The organism is Pontibacter cellulosilyticus, assembly GCF_014306105.1.
GTDB classification, from domain to species: Bacteria; Bacteroidota; Bacteroidia; order Cytophagales; family Hymenobacteraceae; genus Pontibacter; species Pontibacter cellulosilyticus.
In genome coordinates this window covers 612,655-626,155 of sequence record NZ_JACRVF010000001.1, presented here as the reverse complement: position 1 = coordinate 626,155, position 13,501 = coordinate 612,655, and the positions used below count along the sequence as shown (strand labels likewise).

The window sequence follows — 13,501 nt, the reverse complement described above, 5'->3', positions numbered from 1 at the left end:
TGTTTCTCGATTTTTGTAAGGTAGTAAAAATATGTGCCTTCCTCTAATCTATACTGGAGTTTTGGGATATTTGATACTAAGGCATCAGTTCAGAAAGCTCCCAGGCGCTGCGGTAAGCATGTATACTTTCTGCATAGCTCAAAAAAGCAGCATAAAACGGGTGCTGACTCAGGGTGGCGCTGTCGCCTACTATTACCAGTTTCTTTTTAGCACGCGTCATGGCTACGTTCATGCGGCGGATATCAGCCAGAAAACCTATCTCGCCCTGTTCGTTGCTGCGCGTCATGCTGATGTAAATGATATCGCGCTCCTGGCCCTGGAAACTGTCTACCGTACCCACCGATAAATGGCGTTGCTGCCTTAGTTCGTGCAGATGCGGGACATGTTCGATCTTATCCTCCAGGTAATTTATCTGGGCGCGATACGGAGCGATAACACCAATGCGCAGGTGCTCCACTTCTTCGTCGGCATGGGTATAGCCTTTTAGCAAGTGCACCAGGTGGTTCAGGAGAAGGTCGGCTTCATCGGGGTTGGCAGAGCTTTGTGCCTCCGGGTTTACCACTTCGTTGTATCCGCAGCCGGCCGTGTCAATAAACTCTACTGCCAGGCCGGGAGGGAAGTGGGAATTAAATTCATGCAGATCGCTGCTGTGCACACTTTCGTGCGCCATTAGCTCGCTGTGGTAAAACTGCTGGTTCGAGAACTCCATGATGTGGTGGTGCATGCGGTATTGTGTCTTCAGCATAACTGCCACGTCGGGTTGCCGCTCAATGCATTTCTCAAACAGCGTTTTGTCCAGGCCTCCTTTCTCAGCCTCAAAAGATTTAACAGTAGGAGGAAGCTGGTAGTGGTCGCCTGCCAGCACTACGCGCTTAGCTCTTGTAATCGGGACCCAACAAGCCGGTTCCAGTGCCTGTGCTGCTTCATCAATAAAAACGGTTTCGTACTCCAAATGGCGTATGGCTTTATTGGCTGCGCCCACTAGCGTACAGGTAATCACCTGCACATTGTTAAGCAGGTCTTCTGTAATATATTCTTCAATGCGATCTGCCTCCACAAGCATGCGGTGGCTTTCTGCTTTAAAGAACTGCCGCTGTGCCCGCTCTTCATGCCCGAATTTTCGCTTATACTGATAAGCCATGCGTTTATACTCTTCGGCAGTTTTACGATGGTCTTTCAGGCTTTTGTAAGAGCGGTGATTCATGATCTGGGCATCCAGCGTATGCTCCAGTAGCACATCCGACACGCGTGAAGGATTACCGATCCGAATCACATTGACGCCTTCGTTGGCAAGCTTTTCTGTCAGCAGATCTACAGCAGTGTTGGATGGTGCCGTAACTAAAAGCCTTTGTTGTGTTTCGAGTGTTTTAAGTATAGCCTGCACTAAGGTGGTGGTTTTACCTGTACCCGGAGGACCATGTATAATCGCCACATCCTTTGCCTGCACAATCTTCCGGACTGCCTCGTTCTGCGAAGGGTTCAGCACCGCAATAGGATCCATGGTAGCATCTGTAAAGCGGGCAGGAGCATCACCTAAGAGTATATCGCGCAGCTCTGCCAGCCTTGTTTTATAGGCTTCCATCACTTTTCTCATGGCTATCTCCATTTCCCGATAGCTCATCTCGTCAAACGTAAGGTCTAAGCCTAATCTGCCGTCATCTACCCAGTCAGGCAGGTCTTCGCGGTTGGTGGCAAGTATAACTTTGTTGCGTTTTATTCCAACAATAACTCCGTTCAGCGTCTGGCGCTCTCCGGTATTGCTGAACAGTGCAGCCGTTTTACCCGCCTGGAATAGGTGCAGCTGGTCCCGGTCCTTTGTCCGCTCCAGTTCTATCACCACCTTGCTTCCAAAACCAATCTCTTCTTTGGCAATGGTTACAGGATACCAGCAAAAGCCCATTTGCTTGCGTTCGGCAATGGTGCTTTTCAAACTTTTGATCTTGTACTGTTGCCTGTCTTCTTCCTGCTCTATTTTAAGCAGTTCCTGTACCTGCTTCAGTTCTAATAATATTTCGCTCATGTATCTAATCAAAAAAGGCTGGTTTAACATGCCAGCCTTTCCTTATGATGTTCTACTTATTGGTAAGAAGGTTGTTATATCTGCTATTTTGTTTCAGCTTTATGGCTGTTGATTATACTTTTTTACGCGCTCTTGGTTTTACCGCTGCCGCTTTTGCCTTGTTTAAGCGCACCTGCAGGAACACAGCGTACAGCAGCAGTATAAAGCAAACCACAGCCATTATCGATATCACTTTGTCTTTACCGTATCGCAGGTCAGAAGAGGCTGTAACCTGGTCTTCGAGCTCCTTTATGGTGCGTTCACGCTTCTTTATCTGCGACTGCAGCGTTTTTACCTGGCTTTGAAGGTTGCTGAAACGGGCATCAATAATACGCTGGTCTTCGCGTACAATCTTACCTTCGCGCTGCAGCTCCACCGTACTTTCGGCTATCTTTTTTAAGCTGGCCTCCTTTACCGCTGCAATGAGCTGTGTATCTTTGTTGATGATCTTTTTAAGGGTTTCGATGATGCTCAGCAGGTCACTTTTAGATTTCTTGCCCCAGAAATTGCTGTTCTGCTGGTTGTAGAACTGGTACTCCATTACCAACTGCTCACGTTCTTCCATCAGCCTGGTAAGCTTATCTTCCTGCACCTTTTTCTGCTCCTGATTTTGGGCCTGAGCACCTAACACACCAAGGCAAAGCAAAGCAGCTACGAAAAATCTCTTCATCATCACTCCAAAATTAAGTCTCACAATATACACGCAAATATGAGCATCTTATTGGATTAAAGCTTTACTTTTTTAGGTGGTTTGTAAAAATAAAGGATCAGGACGGGCAGCAGGTAGAGGTCGGCCACTACGGCAAAAAGCAGCGTGAGGCCCACAAAGAACCCGACATAATAGGTGGCATCAAAGGTGGAAAGTATAAGTGTCATAAAGCCTCCCATTAAGATGCAGGAGGTGATGATGATGGCTTTGCCTGCGGATATAAAGGTGCGTTTAATGGCATAAGGCAGTGATCGTCCGGCGGCTAGTTCCAACTTTAGTTTACTCAGGAAGTGGATGGTGTCGTCTACGGCAATACCGAAGGCTATCGTGAATACAATCGAAACAGAAACTGTCATGTTGATGCCCATGAAGCCCATAATGCCCCCGATCATCAGCAATGGAATAATATTGGGAACCAGCGAGATAAGTACCATCCGCAACGACCTGAAAATGATACCAACAATCACTGCAATCACCCCGAACGCGATCAGCAGTCCCTGCATCATGTTAAGCGTAACATACTCGTTGTTTTTGTCGAGGAGCAGGGCGCTTCCGGTAAGGCGTGTTTGTAAGTAACTGGGGTTGATGTTAGCTGCTATAAAACTTCTGAGGGAATCGTTAAGGACTGTAGCTTTTGCGCTACCGATATCTGTCATTTTACCTGAAAGACGGCCTTCTAAAGCATCAGCGGTTACTACACTGCGCAACTCGCTGCGGTTCTTAAATGCCTGCAGCCTGCGCTTTATACTTTGCATCTGCTGCTTGCTCTCCGGTAAAGTATAATATTGATTCAATCCTCCGTTCTGTGCCCGATTTATTGTTTTGACCACTGTGGCAGGCGAAGTGATAAAGTTTAGGCCGTAGGTCGAGTAAAGGTAATTTTCAATCTCCTCAATTTCTTTCAGTACTTCATAGTCATATAAAGTATGACCTGGTGCAGCTTTAAGGTGGAGTTCAAATGGCCTTACACCCGAAAACTTCTCTTCAAAATACTTAAAATCAAGTATGATCGGGTCTTCGTCTCCCAGATCTTCCAGCAAGGTAGTGTCTACTTTTATCTGGCTGATGCCCACCAAACTGACAACTGTAACCAGTGCGCTTACAGAAAGTATGACGGTAGGTTTTCTGAACACAAAGGTTAGCATGCGGCGCAGCAACACGGGCCACGACAGGTTTACTTTTCTTGCTTTTATAGGGTTTGGCTTTTTAATAAGCAGCAGTATGGCCGGCAGCACCGAGAAAGCAAGTATAAAAGCCAGGCCGATGGAAATGGCTGTAAAAAGCCCGAAGTTGCGGATAGGTACAATGGCTGTGGTTAACAGCGTGAGAAAGCCTACAGCAGTAGTAACGGAGGTAAGCAAAGTAGCCAGGCCAACCTCGCGCAGCGTTACTTTTAGCGCCTGCATTTTTTCTGCCCCGTGGCTAATCTCCGTCATGTACCGCGACAGGATATGAATAACATCAGACATGCCTACCACGAACATAATGGTAGGAAGCAGCACGGTCATGATATCAATTGGTTTGTTAAACAGCCCCATCACACCCAAAGCCCAAATAACTGAAAGCAGCACCACCAGCAAAGGCACCAGCACGCCCCAGGCGGTGCGAAATGTGATCCAAAGGAAAAGTATAACCAACACAATGGAGGCCGACATAAAAATTGCCAGTTCAATCTTCATCTTCTCAACAAACACCGACTGCGCCAGGGCTTTGCCGGCAACGTGATAATTGGGTAAGTTAAGCTGCTCCAGCTTCTGATTTAAAGCTGCGATCAGGGTATCGCTTTCTTGCTTGCCTAGATCGTCGGAGGTTTGTACAAAGAGCGAAACAGAGGTAGCATCTTCGGAAAAGAGGGTGCCTACCAGCTCTTTGGAGGAGTAAATTACCACAGAGTCCTGCTCGTAACGCTCCGGCTCAGCTACGTGCAGGTATGGAATTTCGAAATACCCGAAAGCTTCAATAACGGGGCTTTTAACCGTAGTAGGAGAGAGCACTGACTCTACGTTCGGCTGCCGTTGTAAAAAAGAGGTAAGGCTGTCAACTTTTGTTAAGAACTGCTGGTCGAAGAGGCTTTTGTTGTTGTCGATACCGATAAGCAGGTAATCGTTGTCATTGCCGAACTTATCGCGGTAATCGAAGTAGTAAGCCAGGTCAGGGTCGCCCTTCGGGAAGAAATTATCGAAGTTATAATCGAAGCGCAGCCGGGAAGCAAAAAAAATACTGGCCACTGTAAGCAAAGCCACCACAAGCAGCACCAGGTAACTTAAATTTTTATAGTTCAAGGTAATTTAATAACTGATGATGATCATTTGTAGTATTGCACCACATTGGTACATTTACGTTCTAAAACTAAAGGTAACCTGTTTTGTTTAAAGGAATCGTATGAAGAAAATATTATTAGCCTTGGCACTTGTTGGCTTACTAGGATCAGCTGCACCTGCCCTTGCCTGCGAGGGTGGTAAATGCACCATGCAGTACACTGAAAAAGACGGTGGCAAAAAGAAGAAAAGCAAAAAGGCTGCTGCGAAAGCAGAGAGCTGCCATATGAACAAGGAAACGGCAACTGCCACAGGAGCAACTAAATCTTGCTGCGCAAAGCCTGAGGCTGGCAAAGCCGAAGCAGCTAAAGAAGAGAAAAAAGCACAGTAATTATACTTTGCTTGTTCAGGAAAAGCCTTTTGCAGGAGCAAGAGGCTTTTTTTGTTGCCCAATGTCGAATGGAAATTATAGCTTATTGCCATGTGAATTTTATAAAAGAAAACATCCTGGCAATCTTTTAATCCTGCTAATACTGATCTATCTTTATCATCTCACAAAATTTTACGAAGCAAAACAACCATGAAGCAATATTTAGACTTAATGCAGCACATCCTTGACAATGGGGTAAAGAAAGAAGATAGAACTGGAACGGGAACTTTAAGTGTGTTTGGCTACCAGATGCGCTTTAACCTGGCAGAGGGTTTTCCGCTGGTTACGACCAAAAAAGTGCACTTAAAGTCTATTATACATGAGTTGCTGTGGTTTCTGAAAGGCGATACAAACATTGCTTACCTGAAAGAGAATGGCGTGAGCATCTGGGACGAGTGGGCTGATGAAAATGGAAACCTTGGGCCAGTGTATGGCTCTCAGTGGCGCAACTGGCCTACACCGGATGGCCGCCACATAGATCAGATCATGCAGGTAGTAAAACAGTTGAAAAACAACCCGGATTCCCGACGCATTATTGTGAGTGCCTGGAACGTGGCCGAAATAGAAAACATGAAGCTGCCGCCATGCCATGCATTTTACCAGTTTTATGTGGCGGAAGGCAAATTATCTTGCCAGCTGTACCAGCGTTCTGCTGATGTATTTTTGGGTGTGCCATTTAACATTGCTTCGTATGCCTTATTGGTGCTGATGATGGCGCAGGTAACCGGATTGGAGCCAGGCGAATTTATCTGGACAGGTGGCGACACGCATTTATACCTGAATCACCTGGAGCAGGCACAGCTGCAACTTACCCGCGAACCTCGTGCTTTACCCACTATGTTGATAAACCCAGAAGTAAAAGATATCTTCGGCTTTAAGTATGAGGATTTTGAATTGGAAAATTATAACCCGCATCCGGCTATAAAAGCTCCAGTGGCTGTATAGGCAGAATTAAATAAAAATACACTGCATAATAAGGTCAGACATCAATTTGCCGTTACTTCTGAAATGTGAACCAAAATGTGTACTATGAACTCATTGGTATAACCAGAACCCAATAGCTAAAAGATAAAGGCCGATCAACAAATTCAAGTTGTTGATCGGCCTTTATCTTTGCCGCGTTAAAAAATGTTGCCTCTAAAGCTGTTAGATAAGTTAATATGTTCAATTAAACTTAATATTATTTCTTTGCAGCTCTTTGTAGCTTATCGTTTATTGTTTTTCCGAGTCCAACATCAGGAAACTTCTCAGCGATAATTATATCCAGGTTAAGGCTGTCAAGTAGGTGCATGGCTGCATATAAATTCTTAGCTGCTTCTTTCAGGTTACCTGACTTCGAGAGGACTACCTGATGCTCTTGCGGAATATCATCAACTTGGTGCTGAAATAGCAGTAACCCGATCTTTTTACCGGAATGAAGTTGAATAAACTCTCCAATATTCTCCGCCAGATGTGTTTCTGTAGTAGGCGCATAATGGCGTGACAGCATTCCCGGTGCTACGGGAGAACTATCATCTCGCGTTTTAGTGAATACATTTCCAATCCTATCTTCTATATCCTCAATAGATAGTGACCCTAACCTATATACAACTGGTTGATCCTCTTCAAAGCCGATTATCGTAGACTCTATCCCTCTTTCACATTCACCACCATCCAGGATCACCTCGAGTTCTTCTTTAAAATAATTGTGAACATGCGAGGCACTCGTAGGACTTATAGAGCCAAATGGATTTGCACTTGGAGCAGCTAACGGAAAATCAAGTTGTTCTAAAAGTTTAAGGGTTAAGGGGTGGTTCGGCATTCTAACAGCAACCGTATCTTTACCAGAGGTAACTATATCAGGAATTAACTTTTGCTTTTTTAGAACCAAGGTTAATGGGCCTGGCCAAAATTCATTGGCCAGCTTAATGGCTGCATCTGGTACATCGCGTGCGACCTTAGCTAAAAAATCAGCAGCCTTGATATGAACGATCAGTGGGTTGTAAAAAGGCCTCTGTTTTAAAGAGTAAATCTTCTCCACAGCCGCTTCACTAAATGCATTGCCTGCTAACCCATAAACTGTTTCCGTGGGTATAGCAACTACGTTACCTTCTTCTAAGGCCTTCACAGCCATGTTTATATCAGTTGTAATCATTTAGACCAGGATGCAATAATCTTATAAATATTTTTTAATTGAATTCCATTAAAATCAAGCTTTATTCAAGCTCCTGCCATCTTAGGTGTCCCAGTAGCTTTGCAAATATAACACTGCCCATTCATAGCTATTAGATAGATATATCGGTTGTCACACACAGTTCGGACTGACTGATGCTTTTACAGATTGCATTCATGGTATTTATAAGATCCCGTATAATCAAATTTAATTTCAAAGGTTCGCGTAAACAATTCCAATTTCTTTATAACAATTAGATAAATAACCCGCGCTATGGTCTCCCGAAAAGCCTTCGAATCCCCTACACAGCAGTTATATTTTCTTAATTATACTCTGGTTTGTGACCGGCAAATTTGGTTAATAATAATTATAAATTTTTATTTATATTAATTATGATGTACATAAATGCAGTTTATGTACATCATAATCAAATGTTCATATAGGAGATAGGAATGTTAACAGAAGAATCTTTAGCACAAGAAAATAACTATCATATGTTATACTTACATCTTATCCACTGGCTGTGATTGCTAAACATTATGCATCGATGGGAGTTAAAGAAGGTAAAACTTTACCACTATGAAATTTAAAGCTCTCTTAACTTTGATGCTTCTCTTAGCTGTGTTACAGGTTAATGCGCAAAAGCAGCAACCCAAACAGCAGCAGCAAATGAAGCCAAACCCTGACCAGATAAAAACGGATAAGGGTGCGCTAATCGTGCAACCAGTTACGCACGGCTCACTGGTGCTAAAATGGAACGGCAAGACCATCTATGTAGATCCGTACGGTGGTGCAGAAATGTACAAAGGCATCAGCAAACCGGACCTGATCCTGATAACCGATATTCACGGTGACCACTTAGATACGAAAACACTGGATGCCATTGAAACAGCCGGTGTTAAAATGGTAGTACCGCAGGCTGTTGCTGATAAACTACCTGAGAAGTATAAAAACCAAGCTGTGGTAATTGCCAACGGAGAAAGCACTATGCAACTAGAGATACCTATTAAAGCTGTACCTATGTATAATCTGCCAGAGACTGAGGACTCGCGCCACCCGAAAGGCAGAGGCAACGGTTACATTTTAACCATAGGAGGGAAGCAGGTTTACATTTCTGGTGATACAGAAGATATAAAGGAAATGCGCGACTTGAAGAGCATTGATGTGGCCTTTGTAAGTATGAATCTTCCTTATACCATGGACATTAACCAGGCGGCCAGTGCGGTACTGGAGTTTAAGCCGAAGATCGTTTACCCTTACCATTACCGTGGCACCGAAGGGTTGGCAGATGTGGCAGCTTTCAAAAAAATGGTAAATGAAAAGAACAAGAATATTGATGTACGCCTGCGAAACTGGTATTCGCAACAGCAGAATAAATAAGTACAACATACTATTAGAAGCCCAAAATGATACTTTGGGCTTCTTTATATCTGCTGGTGTTATGGCATTGCTCCAAATTGATTTACATTATGGCTCACATGATGAATCGCTTTAAAGGTGTTATGCCATTTATATAAACAAACAAAACCCCGACCTCATAAGGCCGGGGTTTTGTTTAGATAAGTAATCTTAGTTTATACTTATTCTTTTATTAGTCGCTGGTGCGTTTCTTTCTGGCCATCGTGAATGCGGATCATATATATACCTGATGGTAATGAAGACACATCAACACGCTGGTTAGCACCTTTTACTTCTGCACGTAAAAGCTCTATACCAGTGATACTCATTACCTGTACTGTCGCTTTTTCGGCAGGAGTGCTTACTAGGATGTAATTGCTGGTAGGGTTTGGATATACTACTACATCCGGACCAGCGTCATCGCCTAACAGTTCAGCGTTTACCACAGAGCTAGCCAGTGATGCTGAAAGTGAAGTGCCGATGTTTACGCTGTAGTCTTCTACTTCGCCATAACTAAACGTTTCGCAGGAAGTTTGTGCAGCATTGTACTTCATTGACACGCGCATACGTGTTTTACCAAGAAGGGCAGTAGACGGCACATTAACAGTAGCACTAAGCGTACCGCTGCTGGAGCTGGAGCCATTCACTACAAGTTCGCCTGAGTCATCGAAACTACCGTTCTGGTTAAAGTCGATCCAAACTTTCCAGTACTCTGTATAGGCCGTACCGGAGAAGCCAGCGCTGATATAAATAGTGTTGCTGCTGCCGCGCACTACATTGGCAGTAAGGCTAGTGTAATCCTTATAGCCGCCATCGCTTCCGGTGGCATTTTTAAAGCCGCCAAATTCTACCAGATCAATCCACTCGTAGCTGGCGTTGCTGCCCTTAGATGCGCAGTAACTAACTGTAGCTGCTGCTGTAGTAAAGGTATAAGAAGAAGAATACGCAGAGCTGCTGCCGGAGCAAACGGTGCTTACCTGGAATTCATACTGTGTGCTGGCAGTTAAACCAGTTGCGTTAGCAGAAGTGCTTGTTACGCTGCCAGTTGTCCAAGTGGTAGTGCCTGTTGGTCTGAAACGTACGTTATAGCTCGAGGCACCTGAAACGACACCCCAATTCAATGTTGCTGATGAAGAACCGATGTTAGTAGCGGATAAACTACCCGGTACAGCACAGGTTGCAGTTGCGCCTGAAATGCTAATGGTATAATCTTCTACCTCACCGTATCCAAATGACTCGCACGAGGTTTGAGCCCCGTTATATTTCATAGATACGCGCATACGTGTACTTCCGGATGCAGTTGAAGGTATAGTAATAGTACCGCTTACGGCAGTTTTGCTAAGTGCGCCGGCATCATATACCAACTCACCTGTATCATTAAAGTCACCGTCCTTGTTGTAGTCAATCCATATTTTCCAGTACTCGTTATAAGCTGTGCCTGAAAAACCTGGAGTTAACGTAATGGCATACGAACTGCCAGCATTCACACTAACAGTAGTACCTGTAAAGTCAGAATAACCCGCTGCGCTGGACGTTTTAGTAAAGCTTCCAATTTTCACACTTGCAATCCACTCATAAGACGAGTTGTTGCCTTGTGAAGTACAGTAGCTAATATCGCCATACTTGCCACCTATACCTACTGCATGCCAAGCGTTTGTAGTTTGGATTACCTGCGCAGAGCCAGCACCATACAAATCAATGGCTGATTGAATAGAGTAGGTGCGGGCATCAGCGTAAACAGAGCTGGATGTAAGGTATACAGTCTCGGTGCGGTAGGCAATTCTGGCGGCAGCATCGATGCCGATACCAGTTACGCTGTAGCTGTTCCCGATGTCGTTTGTACCAGATTTACCAACCGACAGGATGTAGAACCAATGGTTAAGTACGCCGCTGTTATAGTGTACGCCACCATTATCACCTGTGCCACTGTACCACATATCCCCTTTGTAAGTGTCCGGCTGACCTTCTGCATTCGGATCGCTCATGGAGCGCAACGAAGGACGCTGTTTGTCTATGTCTTCGCCGATCAGCCAGATGGACTTCTCAGGAGCAGCATAATACTCTACTGCGGCACCCCAGATGTCAGAAAAGCCCTCGTTCATAGCACCAGACTCGTTCTGGTATACCAGATTAGCACTGTTAGAGCAAACGGCGTGGCCGATTTCGTGAGCACCCACGTCAAGGCTAGTTAAAGCATCGAAACGGGTAGCACCATCGCCGTAAGTCATTACTGATCCATTCCAGAACGCATTCTCATAATTTGAATCATAGTGCACATAGCTCTTGATCTTAGCTCCTGCATTATCATAGCTATTGCGGCTATGCTTGTTCTTGAAATAGTCGTAAGTCATTTGTGCAGCCCAATGCGCATCTAGTGCGGCATTGTCTTTGGCTGTGTTGTTATGCTCACCGGAGGTCCAACTGTTGTCGTTGTCTGTAAAGTCTACTGCCGCGCTGTAGCTGGTACCTGTTTTGCAGTTGTAGGTCTCAATACCATTGCCACGTGTTAACTCGCGCAAGCGATAAGAGCCGTTATAGCTGTCTGTAGTAATGGATCTGGAGCCGCTATAACGTGTGGCTGCAGTACCAGTAGCTGTGGCGTGCTTGATGATGGCATCTTTGAAAACCACTTCGCCAGTCTGCGCATTCACATACACATAATCCCTGCTTACCGGCTTGTGCGCGTAGATGTCGAACTTATAGGCAAGCACATGCTTTCCGTCGTTCTCTTTGGTCGTAGCCAAACCGTCTTTGATGAGCACAAGCTCCCCTTTAGGATAAAATGTAGCCTTTGGATCATTCTTTAACTGCTTTGCCCACTGCTCTTGCGCAGGCACCTGCCACATGTACTTTTCAGCATTGATGTATATTAGTGCGCTGGATAAAGCAGCTTTCTCAGAAAGAGCAGGCTTTGTGCTTACATCACTTACTTTCCGGAAATCGCCGTTGATGGATTGCACTACTCCGTTTTTACTGTGCACCAAGTAAGCGGCATGTTCAACTTTGATACCTTTATAGAACTGCTCATAACGCTGGTGGGTGTAACCAACGTCGTCTTTCTCTGATTTGGCAGCTCGCATTTCATCTGCTGCAGAAAGATTCAGGTACTTTTTTAGAACTTCAGTAGCCTGGTCGGAGCGGTGGGCGGCACCATTATTTTCGAAAGCGATAAAAGCAGGGGTGCCGTTTGCTGCCTCTATTCGCTGTTTCACTTTGGCCTGATCCTGTGCTTCTGCTGTAGGGCTATAAAGCAATCCGCACAGAAAAATGGACGCATACACGTAATAGTGTTTCATACAAAAAGTGTTTAAGGTGAGAAATAATAAAATTTTTTCTTTCCTCAGAAAGTGAATGTCTTCATAGCCCGGAATCACACGTTGTAATAGTAGCGTTTTAGGAAGAAAAGTAACAGGAAGGTTATATCGCCATGGTAACATGGGGTATACAGGTGGAGAATTGTCTTGTTTTGCAACTCAAAGCCTGTTGAACAATAGTAAAATGTAAGAAATAATATACCCTATGTTATATTAGGGAGAGTTTGATAGGCTTTTGTTTTGCACTTTTAAACGTGCAATAAGGCTACTTTTATAGGGCAAAAATGGCCTAAGGTAACATCAAAATTATGTCTATTATTAAAAAAGATCCACCTGAAGCTGAGATATGATGGATGAATCCTGTTGAAGAGATTGGCCCTGCAACTGTTTTATACTTCGCATACCGGTTACGTTAGCCGCGAAAACAGCATGCGCATCCAATAACCTTTGCGGCGTAAAGTATGCATCGTGGACTTTAACATTGTTTTGCCTGCACCATCTCAGAATATTTCGTCTGGCGATGCCGTTCACGCAGCCAGTATCTAGGGCAGGTGTAAAAAGCTTATTATCCATTACCCAGAAGAGGTTTGAGGAAATCAACTCGGATACCATGCCTTGAGTGCTTAGCAAGAGCATGTCATCAAAATTCGTAGTCTTCTTCTCAATACCAGCTAAAGTATAAATAGGTGCGTTGGGACCTTTAAAATGAGAAAGTGGCGAGTAAACCGTTTTAATACTTTGGCAAATGCCGATGCTTATACTTTCTGCGGATGCAGGAGAAGCCTCAACGACGGTAGCCAGCCAATCAGCACTAGTTATTTCGGGAGTGTAAAGACCTGCGCCAGCACGCCATACTTTCAGCTTCAGGCGTCCATAGCTGGTTGCCTGATTTTTTGCTGCCAATTGTAGTAGCGCTTGCTCAAATTCCGGCTGATAAAAGTAAGAAGGTAAATCTAATTGCAGGCTCTCAGCCGCTTCGCTTATCCGTGCTACATGGTCCTGCCAAAATCGAAGCTGCCCATTTACCACCATCACCGTTTCAAAAAAACCATCGTTATATTGAAACGCTCTATTGGAAAGAGACAGCTTCAGTTCTTCTTCACGTAAAAGCCGATGATTGAACAGCAGGTGCATGAGCTTATGTTTTACATGCTAATATAAAGTATAAGCGCGACTAAGAA

Annotated in this window: 9 protein-coding genes; 3 read left to right on the top strand and 6 right to left on the bottom strand. The window is 44.6% G+C overall.

The annotated features are described in order from the left end of the window. Positions 1-76: 76 nt before the first annotated feature. The 3 genes from H8S84_RS02710 to H8S84_RS02700 all read right to left on the bottom strand — a co-directional run bounded on the left by H8S84_RS02710 (position 77) and on the right by H8S84_RS02700 (position 5,050). Positions 77-2,020: an AAA domain-containing protein gene (locus H8S84_RS02710; protein ID WP_187065730.1), complete on the bottom strand. Its 1,944-nt coding sequence runs from the start codon at positions 2,018-2,020 to the stop codon at positions 77-79. A 112-nt stretch (positions 2,021-2,132) separates the two neighbouring features. After that, a complete protein-coding gene (locus H8S84_RS02705) occupies positions 2,133-2,732 on the bottom strand; it encodes a prominin family protein (RefSeq protein ID WP_222621555.1) in 600 nt (199 codons plus the stop codon). A gap of 53 nt (positions 2,733-2,785) precedes the next feature. Then, positions 2,786-5,050 (bottom strand): efflux RND transporter permease subunit, encoded by a 2,265-nt coding sequence (locus tag H8S84_RS02700; RefSeq protein ID WP_187065729.1) that lies wholly within the window; start codon positions 5,048-5,050, stop codon positions 2,786-2,788. A 100-nt stretch (positions 5,051-5,150) separates the two neighbouring features. Between H8S84_RS02700 and H8S84_RS02695 the strand changes: the two genes are divergently transcribed. Both H8S84_RS02695 and H8S84_RS02690 read left to right on the top strand, forming a co-directional pair. Beyond that, a complete protein-coding gene (locus H8S84_RS02695; protein ID WP_187065728.1) occupies positions 5,151-5,417 on the top strand; it encodes a hypothetical protein in 267 nt (88 codons plus the stop codon). Positions 5,418-5,606: 189 nt separating this feature from the next. Next, positions 5,607-6,401, top strand: a complete 795-nt coding sequence (locus H8S84_RS02690) for a thymidylate synthase (protein WP_187065727.1) — start codon at positions 5,607-5,609, stop codon at positions 6,399-6,401. 235 nt (positions 6,402-6,636) lie between these two features. On the opposite strand, the gene H8S84_RS02685 is transcribed toward H8S84_RS02690, so the two are convergent. Next, positions 6,637-7,569: an L-threonylcarbamoyladenylate synthase gene (locus tag H8S84_RS02685; protein WP_317175419.1), complete on the bottom strand. Its 933-nt coding sequence runs from the start codon at positions 7,567-7,569 to the stop codon at positions 6,637-6,639. Positions 7,570-8,187: 618 nt separating this feature from the next. On the opposite strand from H8S84_RS02685, the gene H8S84_RS02680 reads away from it, so the two are divergent. Beyond that, positions 8,188-8,988 carry an MBL fold metallo-hydrolase gene (locus H8S84_RS02680; RefSeq protein ID WP_187065725.1) on the top strand — a complete coding sequence of 267 codons (801 nt, stop codon included), beginning with the start codon at positions 8,188-8,190 and terminating at the stop codon, positions 8,986-8,988. Positions 8,989-9,188: 200 nt separating this feature from the next. Here the strand turns inward: H8S84_RS02680 and H8S84_RS02675 are convergent, their stop codons facing one another. Then, positions 9,189-12,302, bottom strand: a complete 3,114-nt coding sequence (locus H8S84_RS02675; RefSeq protein ID WP_187065724.1) for a M4 family metallopeptidase — start codon at positions 12,300-12,302, stop codon at positions 9,189-9,191. Between the two features lie 336 nt (positions 12,303-12,638). Continuing rightward, positions 12,639-13,454 carry an aminotransferase class IV gene (locus tag H8S84_RS02670; RefSeq protein ID WP_187065723.1) on the bottom strand — a complete coding sequence of 272 codons (816 nt, stop codon included), beginning with the start codon at positions 13,452-13,454 and terminating at the stop codon, positions 12,639-12,641. Positions 13,455-13,501 lie beyond the last annotated feature (47 nt).

Coding starts and splice junctions, on each gene's coding strand:
- H8S84_RS02685 (WP_317175419.1), bottom strand. CDS start 7,569: ATGGCTGTGAAGGCCTTAGAAGAAGGTAACGTAGTTGCTATACCCACG.
- H8S84_RS02695 (WP_187065728.1), top strand. CDS start 5,151: ATGAAGAAAATATTATTAGCCTTGGCACTTGTTGGCTTACTAGGATCA.
- H8S84_RS02680 (WP_187065725.1), top strand. CDS start 8,188: ATGAAATTTAAAGCTCTCTTAACTTTGATGCTTCTCTTAGCTGTGTTA.
- H8S84_RS02690 (WP_187065727.1), top strand. CDS start 5,607: ATGAAGCAATATTTAGACTTAATGCAGCACATCCTTGACAATGGGGTA.
- H8S84_RS02705 (WP_222621555.1), bottom strand. CDS start 2,732: ATGATGAAGAGATTTTTCGTAGCTGCTTTGCTTTGCCTTGGTGTGTTA.
- H8S84_RS02675 (WP_187065724.1), bottom strand. CDS start 12,302: ATGAAACACTATTACGTGTATGCGTCCATTTTTCTGTGCGGATTGCTT.
- H8S84_RS02670 (WP_187065723.1), bottom strand. CDS start 13,454: ATGCACCTGCTGTTCAATCATCGGCTTTTACGTGAAGAAGAACTGAAG.
- H8S84_RS02710 (WP_187065730.1), bottom strand. CDS start 2,020: ATGAGCGAAATATTATTAGAACTGAAGCAGGTACAGGAACTGCTTAAA.